Genomic DNA, 15,948 nt, shown 5'->3' with positions numbered 1-15,948 from the left:
GAGGCTTTTGAAGTTCACCTCAATCGTTCGGCAGTCTTTACTAGGTCCGGAAAATTGATAAAGTAGCTCAAGGCCGCATCAGATGGGACAAACTGGAACCAATGCTTGATCATTTCGGAGACATTCTGGCTTTCGTGCGCGTTGCAGATACCGAGAGTTTTACTCAAGCAGCGACAAAGTTAGGGATTACACGTTCGGCTGTCGGAAAGAGTATCGCCCGGCTTGAAGAAAATCTTGCCACACGTCTGGTTCATCGCACGACACGAAGCGTGAGCCTCACAGAGGAGGGAAAATTATTTTACGACCACGCTTTGCGTATCATTTGTGAAGTCGATGACGCAGAAGCGACACTGGCTATGCGCAATCAGGCGCCTAAGGGACGACTTCGCATAGATATTCCAACAGCGTTCGGTCGTCTGCACGTCCTGCCCGTATTACAAAAGTTTCTAGCCGAATGGCCCGAACTGGAGGCGGATGTGACATTCTCTGATGACTATTGCGATCTTGTCTCAGATGGAATTGATGTTGCAGTTCGCATTGGTGGACCAACCGATAGCGGTTTGATCCGGCAGGTTCTGGCACCCCACAGTTTTTTCACCTGTGCAACACCTGCCTATCTGGAACATCATGGCATGCCACAAAGCCTTGATGATCTGAAAAACCACAACAAAATTGTGTTTACCTATGCCAACTCGCCAATGCCATGGCGTTACCAAATTGGTGGTGAGGTTCGATACATTTCTGTCGAAGGACGCCTGAAACTCAACAACACGGAAGCAATCCGCGATGCGGCTTTAAATAACCTTGGAATTGTGCAGCTCGGCGCTTTTCTGGTTGGAGATGATATTAAAAAGGGGCGCCTGATACCAATCCTCACACATTTACGTCACGAAGAATTGCCCATTACTGCTGTCTATCCTACGCGGCGCCATGTTTCGCCAAAAGTAAGACGTTTCATCGAAGCCATTCGCAAAGAATGGGCGAGCGGAACGCCATGGGAGCAAAACAAGTCATAACTCTATAATGTAAATGTTGCCAACACCGTCGTTTTTCCAGGACAGGATGTTATACTGAAACGTCCGCCGATACGCATAATGCGCATCGACATACTGCGGGTACCGATACTCATACTTGCCAATTGAACAGCCGAAACATCAAAGCCAGCACCGTCATCTTCGACCTCCAATGTCAGTTCATTGGTTGCAGACTGCTTAAGACGCACGATCACATGCTTCGCGCGACTATGTTTAATGACGTTCGTCAAAGCTTCTTCAACGACACGCGCCAATGCCAAACATTGCAATGTCGTTGGAGGCTTTTGCCAGCGAGCGGGAAAACTCCATTCAGCGGCAATATCCAATTCATCAAAAAGTGCCGTGAAACGGTGTCTGAGTGGCGCTGCCCACTCGATCGGCGTTGCAGGAACCTTGATACTTGGGCTTGAATTACTATCAATTGTCTGACGCAAGTCATCCCTTATCAGCTTCAGCATGGAAACAACTTGCGAACGGTTTACGGGCCCGCTCCCCTGCTCGATTGACGCCATCATATGAACCAGCGCGCCGCCTAAACCATCATGAAGGTCGTGGGCAATTTCCAACCGATCTTTTAAACGGGTATTGGATAGAGCGAGTGAATATTCACGTTCAAGTGTTGTTGCGAGCTCGGAGCGGGCACTGTCTATGCTTTCGGCAAGCTCGACATTGAACTGCTCAATACGGCGAACATTATGAGCATGACGCAGACCTAATATGCCAGACAAACTCAAGGTAATGACGATGTTGGAATAGGGCAACACCGTAAAATCTCCCGGAATAAGCCCAAAAACCATGAAGATATCATGCAATATTGTTAAGATGAGAACAAGCAGGCAGCCGCCAAGCATAAGGTGTTCCGGCTTTTTCGTTTGCCATGCATAAAGCGGAAACTGAATACAATTGAATAAAAAGAAAACGGCGGCAATGATAACACCAGCTATTTGAATATAAACAAAAAAGGCTTGCGGCGTAAAAAGCGACGCAACGACCAATATGGCCACAAAAGCCCAAAGCGTTCGCTCATATAGCCTGGGAAACAGCTCTCCGAAACGCATAACAAACATACAAAAGCATGCCACACATAACATCAAGGCAACGACATTGGCCCGGGATGCGGTCAAGGTGTCAGGCCATGGCCACGGCGTCGTAACAAGAGTATTCGATATAAACACAACCCAGAATAAGGACGAAAAGGCGTACCAGCCATAAGCCGTATGATCGCGCCGAACGAACCAGATACAAAAGAACAAAATCCCAATAACACCAGAAACGATAATATTGGCGATATATAATGTGCGGTTACGCCACCATAGGTTTTCATATTGCGGATAGAGAGAAGTAGCCTCGCCCACAGCAATTGGTCCGAGACCCAGCATTTGTCCTTTGACACCTACAACCCTGATCCAAATTGTGTTGGTACCGTCCTGGAGCCAGGCATCTGGCAAAACCCAATAACGCGGCATATTCATGCTGCGTGATAGTGGCTCAACCAAATGCTCATCGCGCCAAAGAAAATGATCATTGATATAAATTTCACCGGCCATGATGATTGAACGCAACAGCAGTGCAATACGCTCTTCCGGTGCAGGCTCGCAATCTTGACGCCAGCTTATACGATACCAGATATTATCTGCCTGCTCCTTGTGGCGCCAATTCCAATCATCGGGTAAAGTAACATTTTCCCAATGTCCCGTATTATCGGGCCTTTGACCATTTTCAAGTGATTGAGCTGCCTGAATACCAACAATCTGAACGGGGCAGACCGGGACATCGCTGGCTTCCTTAGCCCAGGCGGATGGGCCAAGACCACACAAGAATAATACGATGAACAGCCATCTCACGCCAACAAACCGCGCTGCCGCGCAGTATGAATGGCGCGGGTACGTGAAGAAACAGCGAGTTTGCGATAGATCCGCTTGATATGGCATTCCACCGTATAGCGGGACAGACACAGCGTGTCAGCAATATCTTTGTTTCCCAGCCCTTCAGCTACCAACGATAATATTTGGCTTTCTCGTGCAGTCAGCGCCTCCATAGAACTTTGCGGTTCGGGGCGCTCCTGCGTTTCAGCAGGAAGCTCTTCAATGATCCGTTTCGCCACAAATGGATCTATCGGTGCTCCACCGCGCAAGACACTGCGTATTGCCAGAGCGACTTCGATATCATCCCGCTCCTTTAACACATAACCAATTGCACCTGCTCTCAACGCAGAAAGAATGACGTCCTGTGTGCACCAGGCGGAAATTACCAAAATCGGCAGTGCCGGCTCACTAACATGTAATTCTTTGATCAGATCCACGCCATTGCCATCAGGCAGGCCCAAATCAACAAGCGCCAGAGAAACTGGTTCTTCGGCCAGATAAGCGCGCGCTTCAGCCAAAGATGCCACAAAGATAATAGCCTCAATCTTATAGCCAAATTGCAGAAGTATTCCCTCAAGCCTGCGACGGACTGCCAGATCATCTTCAACGAGAAGAACTGGCGCAGGTAAAGCGATATCGACTGCAAATGTGCTCAGAGACATCTGAGTTTCCTTTTTTGGCAAGAGACAGTGAGAAAATCACTAATCAGTCGAATGAAGTTACAACCGTTCTGATTAACAGCAGGCTATTGGTCACCATCATATACGCTCACACGATATCACTTGTAATGAGTATCAACATTGTTTGTTACCTGACCCCTTTGTAAGCATCGCCGAAGCCTTTAAGCGGTAACGTCAGCCGAATATCATTTTGCGCTGTATCCTTGAAGGACACCTCAACATTTGCGCCCTTAATCATCGCCTCAAGCAGGTCTTTATCGATGGCATCACCAACAAAACAGCCATCATTATTGCAGGTCTGTAACGGATAGCTGAACGTTTTACCCGCGTCCACCTTCAGATTGAGACCCGCAGTTAATGCTACTTCCAGAGGAACACGCACCAACATAACCGGTTGCGCTTTTGCATCAGGAATACGAATAGAAAAATCTGTCAAACGCTGTCCATTGTTGCTAAGCACGGCACTCGCTTCAATGACACATTCTAACGGAGCCTGACGATCTCTGGCAACACATTGGCTCTGCCAGCCGCTCGTCTTAAGTTCAAGGGTCTGCTGCGAATTTGATGCCGCAGCTGACTGTTCATTCTGCGCTCTGGCCAAAACAATGGGTGTCGCCGACAGGGCCATAACTATCAAACAAAGGGTTTTCATTCGTATTTGCATATTCACATACTGCCCTTTTACCATCGTAACCGGAAACCACCCGAGCCAGATATATCGTTTGACGATCTGGAAAGGTTGCCGGTCACTTTGCCGTAGAGAGACAATCCCGTCTCGATCTGCACATTGAAGCCTGCCTCGAGTTGTGCCGAATCGCGCGGCGCTTGCGCACCATGCACGACGAACTCATAGCCAGGAGCCGCCGTGAAACCTGCTTCAACCGAGCGTTTGTTTGCGAATTCATGAACCCAGGATGCACGCATGTAAGGCGTGAAATGCGCATTTTCACTCAGTTCTACACGCGTATCGAACTGAGCTCCAAGCGTGAGAGGAACAGAATTGATCGTCCGGTTTTTATAATAAAGTGCGAGACTTCCATCTGTCACATCCGCACGTTCTGTTGAGCCATTCATGTGAAACGACGACAATTGCAACGCCGCAAAGGGGGTCAACTGAACGCCTCCAAGCTCTGTACGGTAGCCGCCTTCAAGGCGCATGTTAAAGCCATAGCCAGAAAAATCATTTTGTAGCCAGTCATGCACCCCCGCATTGGATGCAGTGGCTCCTATAGCTGCGAAACGTTCGGTACTGACATTGAACCAATCCAACCCAAGCAAACCGTCAATGTAGAAATTATCCCGCTTATATGCGCCATAAATCGCGCTTCGTCCTGTCTGCATGTCGCCGCTTGTCAGGCGGTCAGTGACTTTGAAGTCTGTGTCGCCAACACCGATTGCAAAACCAAGCAGTGCCTGCTGGCTGAGCTGATAATCAAAGCCAGCCGCCATGCCTTTGCTGTGGCTTCGCAGATCACCCGAGCCAACAACCGTTGGATCACCGTCGACACTTGTGCTGCTTCCGAAGCCCGAAAACCAGCCGCGCCATCTGCTTGACGCACAGGTTTGATCTTTTACCACGCAATCGCGATCGGGTTTCGCATTCGCATCCATCTGGCGATATGGATTGCTCCAAAGACTGGTCTGTTGCGCAATTGTGCCAATAAATGCATTGGTTTCGGAGAAGTAAGCCTGCTGAGCACCCGCCGTACCCTCACCATCGATCAGATCATATGTTCTCTGGAGAGAGGCAATATCTGGCTGCGCAAAAATGGCTTCAGCCAGTGGACGGAATGCAGGCGACGTCTGATCGAGCTGGATTGAATTAATGGTATTACCAACGGCAATACCGTTTTCGGTCAGGCCGCTTGCTGCGTAGTCAATGTTGGCAGTAAGGTTTGCTTCATATGCGCTATAAGCCAGCGTGAAGGTGGCCACCGCAGTGCTGGGTGCAACGAGAACCATACCATCATCGTTAATCCCGCCTTCAGCATGCACAATCACATAATCATTGCTCCCGCTTTGTGCATAACCAGCGTTAGAAATGCTCACTGGTAAACGCCCGGCCAGATTTGCCCAACCGCTCACGTCCAGACGATCCGCTTTGCCGGAAGTCGCAACCCCTCCTGATGCGCGCTGGTTGCCAGAAGCACTTTCTCCCGCAAAATCAACATCAACCAGATAATTGCCACTCTCCGTCTGGTTGAAATTTCCTATCACCTTTGTCGTCTGAGCCGTACTAATGCCTCCAAGAGTTAAGTTACCCTCATTGGCAAGCAACGATCCTTCGTGACCACCAAGGCCGATACTATCACCAGCGACGAGCCAACCATTTTCTTCATTTGTGAGGCTGCCGCTACCGCTGCCAAGGTCAACAGATCCAACAATAAGCCCGGTATTGGATATATGTGTATTGCCCGTCGTGCCCTGAATGGCCTGACCATCAACCCAGCCAACAGCGATTAACTGTCCATCAGCACCGGGAACATAGCCAACCTTCTCGCCGATCGCAGTGATTGTTCCGGCATTTACAAGACTATTCTGCGCACCATCAATGAGCGAAACACCTGCACCACCCGCACTGCCGCCAACCACGATGCTGTCTGCCTGCACCACGACATCAATATTGCCATTCACTATGCCAGAGCTCTGTGCATAAATTGCAGAAGAGTCGGCACCGGTAGCAATCAGATCACCGACATGATCAACAAGCACATTTCCGGCAAATCCACTGCCGGCAAAAAGGAAAAAGTCAGATGTATCTAATGCGAACTGATCTGCGACAGAACGCGCAACCAGAGCATTTGACGCTGTCCCTTCTGTTACAATATCGGCCTTATTGGTAAGACTAACATTCGCAGCAGAGCTACTTCCCAGCGATTGAGCTGAAACACCGGATGACTGATCGCCAGTGGTGATTACGGTGCCTGCGTTCGAGACAGAAGCCTCTCCCGCAGCCGCCCCTTGTGACAGCGCCGCAATCGCCTGCGAAGCTGTACCACGTGTCACCACCGTACCGCTATTGGCAACCGTAACCGCTCCCGCACTCCCGGCAACACCATCGGCTGCGACTGGCAAACTATCAACATCGCTCATTGTAGCGAAGCCACCCTGCCCACCATGCGACTGTGCCAGAATACCTGATGCACGATCACCTTGCGTGATCAAAGTGGCATAATTTTCAACACTGACGCCTCCAGCGCTACCGCCATTCCCGCCAGCACCTCCAAGCGTGAGTATCCCTGCGGTATTGCCACCTGCACTGCCATTTCCGCCGCGTGATGTGGCGATGATTGCAGTTGCATTATGACCAGCCGTATAGATTAATCCCTGGTTTGGAACGTCGTTAGAGCCGTTTACAACGCTAACGTCACCACCATTGCCGCCAGCACCATTGCCAATGCCGCCTATGCCGCTAAGTGCGCCACCTGCAAGCGCCAGCGACGCTGCAGCATCGCCAGCAATGCCAGCGTCACCACCAGCTGAAAGCGCCTTTATTCCAACTGATCCATCGCCCAGTGTATAAATGGAACCGCGGTTAAGAACTGCCACCAGATCGGCATTGCCACCAGAGCCACTCAGGCCACCAGCAGCGGCTGTCAGACTTATCATTGCGTCGTCAACCATGGCGCCGGCGTTACCGCCATCGCCGCCCTGCCCGCCAAGAGACTGCGCAGCAATTGCTGTTGAATTCCGGCCTTCACTCGCCAAAACTGCAAAATTCTCAACTCTGACAGTCGAGCCACTGCCAGCATCACCACCATCGCCAGCAAGTGAAAGGCCAATCGCAGCCTTATAGTCATTTAATGGAATATCGAACTGCATGAGACCGGAAGCGTTGCCTCCGTTCCCGCCGTCTCCACCGACAGACTGTGCTATGATCAGAGCCGAATTATCACCATGAGATAAAATCAGACCTGCGTCGGCATTGTTTGCTTCACCATTTCTGACGAAAACCGCTTCGGAAGCACCACCCAGCGCAGATTTCCCGTACCAGTCTGCTTTGCCACTGATCAGCGCGTTGAGCACATTGCCACCCGCTGCAATCAGTTGTGTGTTGCTATCACCGCCATTTCCGCCGTTTCCACCCTGAGATTGGGCAATGATCCCGCTCGCATTATCTCCAAAGGTTTCAATCACACCAGCGTTGTTGACGATAACAGCGGCAGACGACCCACCTGCGCCAGCACGTCCACCGACGCCGAAGATACTCTTACGCGTATTGTGACTACCAGTGTCACCGCCTGTTCCACCCGCGCCACCCATTGATCTTGCAACAATACCAGAGGATTCATTGCCCTTTGTGATCAGAAATGCATGGTTGTTAACATCGACCAAACCTGCGTCACCCGCTTTACCACCGTCGCCAGCAAGCGCCAGATACCCGCTTGCAGAGCCACCCGCGCCACCCTGTCCGCCAAGTGACTCTGCCCAAATTGCATCGGACTGATCACCATAGGTGAAAATTGCGCCTGCAATTATGTCGCCGGAATAGCCGTTGTTAATACGGACATCGGCGCTATGGCCGCCTTCACCGCTGGTGCCAAGCCAATAAAAATTCTGCGCAATTGTCGTATCAAGCAGCCCGCCGCCAATACCAGCATATGTGCTGTCGCCAGAACCGGAATTGCCGCCATTTCCGCCAATAGATTGTGCGAGAATGCCCTGCGATCCCTGTCCGCTGATTGCGATAATGCCTTGATTTAATATGTTAATCTGATTTGCCGAACCCCCTGCACCACCGCGGCCACCAAAAGTCAGATACGCCCCCTCATCATCACCGGAACTTGCATTGCCACCATTTCCACCAGCGCCACCAAGGGAGCGCGCGGCAATGGCAGCAGAATTATCGCCGGCTGTAATCAGATAAGCGTGATTTTCGAGATCCACTGCACCGGCATTGCCTGCACGCCCACCATCACCACCAAACGCTATCTTACCGACGCCATTTCCGCCGTCGCCACCGTTGCCGCCGCTTGTTTGTGCAATAAGTGCACCGGAATTACTGCCTTCTGTGAAGATTGCACCAATGGTCTTATCATTCAAACCACCGTTTACAATGCTTACATTGCCAGCATGACCACCAGCACTAACATCTTCTGCCCAATTAAAAAGCGGATCGAGGATATTCGACTGTTCGTTATTTGCGTCGCCAATGGAACGAACAATTTCTGTAAACGCACCGCCCCCAATGCCGAGACTTCCGCCAGCAAGACCGCCATTTCCACTGTTACCACCCGCGCCGCCGACAGAGCGCACCACAATACCCGCCGATGCGTCGCCCTCTGTGATGATAATGCCAGTGTTTGTGACGTTAACAGAACCACTCGTGCCGCCTGCGCCGCCAGTTCCCGCTGCACCAATAATCCAGTCATTTGAGTCCTTGTCAGCAAACTGGCTGATTTCATCAACAGGCACATCTGCTGCGGTAAACAAAACATTCGTGCTTCCGCCTGTGCCACCATTTCCACCGATGGATTGCGCATCAATACCACTGCTGCCCGCACCAGCAGTCTGCACTTTACCATTATTAGCGACAGTTATTGTCCCGGAAACACCACCATTTCCACCCGCAGCTCCAATAAGAAGCTGATACGTATTCGCTGATGGAAATTCTTCTTCCTCCGAACCACTGCCGCTTTCAACCTCTGGTAGTTCTGCTTTAAAGAGCAGATGAGCGAGGCCAGCTTCTCCTCCCTGACCACCAGAACCACCCGAAGAAAGGGCCACTAGCCCGGAAGAGTTAGCACCCTCCGTCTGAATACTGCCATCATTGCGCATGTTTATGCCTGAACCTGCGCCACCCGCACCACCAGTGCCCGCAACAGTTACAAGGCCCACTCTTGACTGTCCGGTGTTTATCCCTGCGAGATTTGCTGCACCTGAAACAGAAGCACCCCCATTACTGCCATCGCCACCAGCTGACAACGCAACAATGGCACGTGCATCTGAGCCTGTCGTATAAACATCGGCCGTATTCCCGACGCTCACTGTTCCGGCGGATGCGCCGCTGCCACCGTTGCCTGCAACTGCAATGCTAATGTTACTATTGGCACTTGAACTCTGTGCACCGGCTGTCGCAGCAATCGCATGCTGTGCCGCTCCGCCTGTACCACCGGAAGACAACGCGTAGATTGCGTCAGAGCCATCGCCTTCTGTGATGATGATACCGGCGCTTTGAATTTCAACGTCACCGCCCAGTCCAGCATCACCTGCTTTACGGCCCCATGTGGCAGCGATATTTGTAGACCCAAGCTGGCCCAACGCAGTAGAAACGCTCACGGCACCTGCACCGCCGTTGCCCCCGGAGCTCTTCGCGACAACTCCGGAGGATGCATTGCCTTCAGTTACAATTATACCTTCGAAATCAATGGTTGCATTCCCGGCATTGCCACCGGCACCGCCCGCACCGCCAACGCCCGCAGCAATATTCAACCCATCTGGCGTGAAACTGACACCTGCACCCACAACGTTGCTAGCATCGCCACCTTTACCGCCGATAGTGGCAACATCTATACCGTGTGATTGATCACCATAGGTCGCAATCTGGCCGTTAAAAGCAGCCTCAACATCACCCGATACACCGCCCTCGCCGCCTGAGCCGCTGATTGTTGCAAACCCGCCGTAAGACTTAGAACCTGTACTGGCTTCCAGCGCCAGTGTGCCAGCCGCGCCACCTTGACCACCACTACCGCCTGAAGCGCGAGCTTTGATCGCGCTGGCGTCGTTACCTTTCGTCACGATGTTATCAAAACTGGAGACAACAACATGACCGGAATTGCCACCTGTTCCGCCATTGCCGCCAATAGCAATAGCAGCATCAAATGTCGTTGGGCCAAGAGAACCGGACAATGCTCCGGCCAAGCCACCAGCACCACCTGTCCCGCCAGAAGACTGAGCAAGGATACCCGCCGAACCATCGCCAAACGTTGCGATAGAAGCAATGTTATCCAATGGACGGTTATCTTCAGATTGCGATTGAATGCTAACATTCCCGGCAGACCCACCTTCTGCGCCGCCCTGTCCAAAACCGACAGACAACGCACCGGTCGGCATAGATGTAAAGACTGCCAGGCCAGCGGCTCCTGCAAGACCAGCATCACCACCAGCACCGCCCAACGACTGCGCATCAATGGCCGAAGAGTTTACTCCGGCTGTAATGATAGTGCCGGCATTGATGACCGCGACATCCGACGCCGCTCCACCATTGCCACCTTTTCCACTCCATACGCCTGAAGCCGCCGCAACCGATGCCGTAGCAATGCTAACCGCATTGCCTCCGTTTCCACCTTCACCACCTTGCGAAACCGCACTGATGCCCGCAGCTGCGCTACCGGCTGTAGTCAGATTTCCAGTATTGTTGATGAGAACGGATCCTGCATGACCGCCCATGCCACCATCATTGCCTCCAGCAACAGTGAGCGCGCCCGCAGAGGTGAAGGCACCGGTTCCATTTCCTTCACCGGCGCCACCGTCGCCACCAATTGACTGCGCTGCGATTGCGGATGATCCACCACCAGCTGTTGTGATCACGCCACTGTTTGCAACAGTTACCTTACCGGCCTGACCGCCAACACCGCCTTTACCGCCCACTGACCCGGAAAGGGACCCGCCCGTGCCAAGCGTAAGTGCCAGCGCTTTACCACCAGCGCCGCCTTCACCACCATTTGATTGAGCGATAACACCCGCTGAACCAGCACCACTTGTCGAAACTGCACCCAGATTTACAACACTGCTGGCTCCCGCGTTGCCGCCAGCACCACCATTCCCGCCGATCGAAGCCGATACTGCTGCTGCCATCGGAACGGCCAAATCGCCAGACGAACCGCCTTGGCCACCTTTGCCACCGTCCGATATGGCGGCAATAGCACTCGACTGAATGCCCGTAGTAGTGACTGTGGCCGAGTTATTTACGGAAACGAGGTCGCCATTGCCACCAGCGCCTCCTTCACGGGAAACTGCAATCGCAGCTGAAGCGATTGTACTTGCAGCAGCCGTTATGGTCAGTCCGCCTTCGCCACCATCACCCCCGGCTGAATTGGCGAAAATGCCGACAGAACTATTGCCATTCGTGATGATCGAACCTGCGGCATTAACGATGACATCCCCAGCGCCACCACCCTTGCCGCCGATTGTACCCGCCGCACCAGCCACCGCGCCGGGTCCGGCTGCGAGACTAACCGTCAATTCACCTTTACCACCATTGCCACCAGCAGATTGCGCGATAACGCCAGCGGAATTATCGCCCCAAGTGGTGATCGTACTACTATCTGCCCCGGAAGTGAGGCTGACCGTAACAGTGCCGCCCGCACCGCCATTACCACCCGTCCCCCCTGATGAACCAGAGATTATCGGGAGACCAGTGATATTGCTGCCACTATTTCCCCCATCACCACCCGCAGATCGAGCAACGATTGCAGAAGCATCTGTCACAGTCATATTTGAACCGCGTGCTGCGATACCTGTTTCAATTGAACCACTATTGGTCACAGAAACCGCACCCGCAGCACCGCCTGAACCACCATCTCCGCCGTTCGATGCGATACTGATATTCAATCCACCATCGCCACCCATACCGCCATTTGACTGTGCGACAATACCGAGAGAGGAAGATTGCGATGTCGAGATATGGCCATCGTTTACGACACTCACATTCCCGGACTTGCCTCCCGAACCAGCACCGTTAGAATTTGCATAAGTGCCAATGGCCAGGCCGCCATTGCCTCCATTCCCACCATTTGAGGTGGCAACCACTGCACTGGACGACATACCCACTGTCGATACCGATCCACTATTGGCGATCGAGACTGTGCTGCCATCGCCACCTTTTCCGCCTTTGCCGGAAGTGCTTTTTCCAACGGCAGCTGCCCAGCCAGCATTGCCGCCATTGCCGCCACCAGATGCTGCGACAAGCGCAGAAGAAGAATTACCTTTCGTTAAAACTTCTCCGGAGTTCGCAATACTGACGGCACCGGCATTACCACCGTTTCCACCTGAAGCACTGGTTGCGACACCCACGCCTGCAGAGAAGCCAGCATTACCACCATTGCCGCCCGTCGAAAGGGCAACAACTGCAATCGATTGATCCCCGTCGGTGGTGACCGTCGCTTTGTTATCAATGTCAATTTTTCCAGACACACCGCCACTGCCACCGGAGCCCGAGACAGCATCCCCTCCGGCAACTGACCATCCAGAATTGCCACCTGCACCACCTATCGAAGCAGCAATAATGCCTGCCGACGAAGCGCCTTTTGTAGTGATGACCGCTTTGTTCTCGACTTTTACCTGTTCGGCATTACCACCATTGCCACCACGACCGCTGGTCGCGGTCGCAATCCCAACCGAAAACCCGGCATTGCCACCCGTGCCTCCTGATGAACTGGCGACAACCGCTGCGGAATTTCCACCGTTTGTCGTGATATTACCGTTGTTTGTAACCGAAACAGTTGAACCGCTGCCTGCGGCACCGCCAGCCCCTGAAGCTGGCGCTCCCGCGAGAGAAACTGCTGCGCCAGCATGGCCACCTTTGCCACCGTTGGATGCCGCGACAATGCCATCTGAAGATGTGCCGCTGGTGGTAACTGTGGCACGGTTATCGATGATAACCTGTCCGGCGCCACCACCATTTCCACCATTACCCGCTTCTGCTTGCAGCGAGCTGCCCGCAAGGCCACTATTGCCACTAGCCCCTCCATTGGAAAGGGCGACAATAGCGCTTGATGACGAAACCGTTGTCTGAACATTCCCCTGATTGGTGACACTGACCGCGCCAGCACTGCCACCATTACCGCCATTGCCCGATTTAACTGTGCTCAATGCTGCGATTGAAGAACCACCTGTTCCACCAGCACCACCGGTTGATTCAGCATAAACCGCGTGACCACTGTTGACCGCCACAATTGCATTATTTGTCAGATTAACAGTGCCAGATGAACCACCACTTCCACCGGAAGATGCATTGGTGCTGACGGACCCACCCGGCGTTACATTATTTCCATTGCCACCCTGACCACCAACTGATCTTCCAACAAGCCCGTTTGACTGCGCTCCCTGAGTGGCTAGTGTGTTGTGATTGACAATCGTCACTCCACCGGCATTGCCACCGTTACCAGCCAGGCCATTCGTAGCGCTTCTGAATGTCGATTTCGCTTGTGCGGCATCTGCACCATTCCCACCAAGCGAAAGGCCATGGATTGCGTCAGAATGCGCACCATTTGTGGAGATCAAGTGTTGATTTGTGACTGTGACCGTTCCGCCATTGCCACCATGCCCGCCTCTGCCAGCAGTTGCTCTCGCAGCATCGCCATCGGCGTCGCCCGCCTTCCCGCCGGCTCCACCCGAAGACTGTGCAAAAATGCCGACTGCGTTATCTCCTATCGTCTGGATTCGGCCGGAATTATACACCGTAACCGAGCCGCCATTACCACCACTGCCGCCGGAGCCGGAGACAATCGAGCTGGTCAAAGCGCTGGCATTACCGCCTTTGCCACCATCACCACCCGAGGAATAGGCGATAATGCCAGTACCATTGGTGACAGTTAAGCCGCCAGCACTCGCGATATCAACTGAACCGCCGCTACCGCCGTGACCAGCATCCGCGCCATTGCCGGGACGAGCTCGACCAACACTTCCGCCATTACCGCCTGAACCGCCAGTACTGCCGCCAACAATCGCATTAACGCCAAACGTTGAGATCGAAGCTCCAATGGATTGCGATGAACCCGGTCCATTTTCACCTGAGCCACCCGCCGTTGCACTTTTGCGTGAAGGAGCAAGACTTGCATCTGAACCATTGCCGCCATTGGCACCACTGGGTTGCTGCGAAACGATGCTCCCCTTCTTTAAAAGCTCAGATAAGAGAGGAAATGAAACCGGCGCCACACCGGAATACATGTCTTGCGCCAGAATTGGATCAGGAGCAACAACACTGAGTGTCGTTACACATACGCCAGCCAGGAGCGCACGCTTTAGACGTGGCAAATGTGTGGTTTCTCTCTTCTGATCCAATATCAAAGTACGCCTCCCGCGTTTTATCCAAGCGGGTGGAGTAGATAAATATTAGATACTGTGTGGCTATCACTGAAATTTGGTAATATGCTGGCAATGCCATTAATTACGGCATGAATACACACCGATGACTGCGTCAAACACCATTTCCGTCAAAAAATGCAAATTTAAATCCCTCGCCAAAGGGATTCTCTCTCAGTTGATCATAGTGAGCGTAACAGTCATCGCCCGTGGTCAGCTAATTTGAAGGCGCGTATTCTTTCGCAAAGCTTGCGACTTGGTGTGTCAGTCCAGGCAGTCATAGATTGGTACGGTATTCGTGCAAATTATCAATCTTCGTGGCGCATTTGTTGACACGTCAGGTACGCGTCTCCAGCCTTTGCAACGAAGACGATTGACCAATGTATCCGGAATGGACTGATATCATGGAGCCATGCTGAGTTCGGCGTCTTATTTGCGGGGTTTGCCTCGCAACCCGTTCGAACCAGACTATCTCTACAAACTCCCACGACGGTGTATATCCTGCAATGCAGACCTGACGCAGGTAAACGAGGCGCAGTTGACTGCCCTCGTCAACGGAATAGTTTACTTAAAGTAGCGCTTTCGAATGCTGTGTGGCTCCGTAATAAAGTTTTTATCTTAACGAATTCTACGCTGCAACGCGGCCAGCACTGAACGTTCAGAACGCAGGAGATAAGAATCGAGTTGCTGGGTCGCCGTTTCGATATCGCCTGCCTCAAGAGAAGCCAGCAGTTCCGCGTTCTGTGCGATGTAAGGCTCGTGCAGATGCGCTGTGTCTTCCAGTTGCACGAAGACAAGACGCAATTCAGCCAGCACCAGATCAAAGCACGTACTTAGTCGTGGGCTATCGCAAAGCTCCACCATTGCACGGTGAAACTCCATATTGATTGTTCCGACTTGTCGCCAGTCGCCGGTTTCCTGTGCCGATGCCGTTTGTGCCAGCAGTGCTCTCATCCGGATCAATGCAGGATGGCCGGGGATGGCAACCTGAACAGCACCCTTCTGGATGACGCGCCGCACACGATAAATATCAACGACCGTGGCCTCATCAGGTGTGGCAACAAACACGCCACGATTGGGAATATAAGTCAGAAGGCTCTGACTGGTCAGCAGACGAAAAACTTCGCGAAGCGTGTTGCGCGATATGCCAAACTGCGTTGAAATTTGCTGTTCGGAAAGCTTTGTCCCCGGCGAGAGTTCGCCGGTAATCAGCATCTCACGAATTTTGGCAGCAGTCTGGGTCGCCAATGTCCGGTCATCTGCAGGCGGCAAGATTTCGCGTGTCATGAATATCCTTCAAAACCCTGTCAATTCAGGACAGCTTTGCGGGCCAAACTCTAAGAA

Annotated in this window: 6 protein-coding genes; 1 reads left to right on the top strand and 5 read right to left on the bottom strand. The window is 52.6% G+C overall.

Going from position 1 to position 15,948, the window contains the following annotated elements; translation table 11 throughout:
• Positions 1–101: 101 nt before the first annotated feature.
• A complete protein-coding gene (locus J2782_RS15095; RefSeq protein WP_310014025.1) occupies positions 102–1,016 on the top strand; it encodes a LysR family transcriptional regulator in 915 nt (304 codons plus the stop codon).
• 2 nt (positions 1,017–1,018) lie between these two features.
• Here J2782_RS15095 and J2782_RS15090 read toward each other — a convergent pair whose 3' ends face one another.
• From J2782_RS15090 to J2782_RS15070, 5 genes are all read right to left on the bottom strand, one after another.
• Positions 1,019–2,965, bottom strand: coding sequence for a sensor histidine kinase (locus J2782_RS15090; RefSeq protein ID WP_310014024.1), 1,947 nt, complete (start codon positions 2,963–2,965; stop codon positions 1,019–1,021).
• A complete protein-coding gene (locus J2782_RS15085) occupies positions 2,875–3,561 on the bottom strand; it encodes a LuxR C-terminal-related transcriptional regulator (protein ID WP_310014021.1) in 687 nt (228 codons plus the stop codon). The genes J2782_RS15090 and J2782_RS15085 overlap by 91 nt, the downstream gene beginning before the upstream one ends.
• 145 nt (positions 3,562–3,706) lie before the next feature.
• Positions 3,707–4,267 (bottom strand): invasion associated locus B family protein, encoded by a 561-nt coding sequence (locus J2782_RS15080; protein WP_310014019.1) that lies wholly within the window; start codon positions 4,265–4,267, stop codon positions 3,707–3,709.
• On the bottom strand, positions 4,261–14,583 hold the full coding sequence (locus J2782_RS15075; RefSeq protein WP_310014016.1) for a hypothetical protein: 10,323 nt from the start codon (positions 14,581–14,583) through the stop codon (positions 4,261–4,263). The genes J2782_RS15080 and J2782_RS15075 overlap by 7 nt, the downstream gene beginning before the upstream one ends.
• A gap of 639 nt (positions 14,584–15,222) precedes the next feature.
• Complete coding sequence (locus tag J2782_RS15070; RefSeq protein WP_310014014.1) at positions 15,223–15,891, bottom strand: GntR family transcriptional regulator; 669 nt, start codon at positions 15,889–15,891, stop codon at positions 15,223–15,225.
• Between the last annotated feature and the right edge of the window lie 57 nt (positions 15,892–15,948).

Origin of the sequence: Brucella pseudogrignonensis (assembly GCF_031454375.1) — a bacterium.
Lineage (GTDB): Bacteria > Pseudomonadota > Alphaproteobacteria > Rhizobiales > Rhizobiaceae > Brucella > Brucella pseudogrignonensis_A.
The sequence above is the reverse complement of the archived record's forward strand: the minus strand, read 5'-3'. Positions and strand labels throughout refer to the sequence as shown.

Bases quoted from the DNA above. Each gene is read 5' to 3' on its own strand.
- J2782_RS15080 (WP_310014019.1), bottom strand. From the start codon at position 4,267: ATGGTAAAAGGGCAGTATGTGAATATGCAAATACGAATGAAAACCCTT.
- J2782_RS15095 (WP_310014025.1), top strand. From the start codon at position 102: ATGCTTGATCATTTCGGAGACATTCTGGCTTTCGTGCGCGTTGCAGAT.
- J2782_RS15090 (WP_310014024.1), bottom strand. From the start codon at position 2,965: ATGCCATATCAAGCGGATCTATCGCAAACTCGCTGTTTCTTCACGTAC.
- J2782_RS15085 (WP_310014021.1), bottom strand. From the start codon at position 3,561: ATGTCTCTGAGCACATTTGCAGTCGATATCGCTTTACCTGCGCCAGTT.
- J2782_RS15070 (WP_310014014.1), bottom strand. From the start codon at position 15,891: ATGACACGCGAAATCTTGCCGCCTGCAGATGACCGGACATTGGCGACC.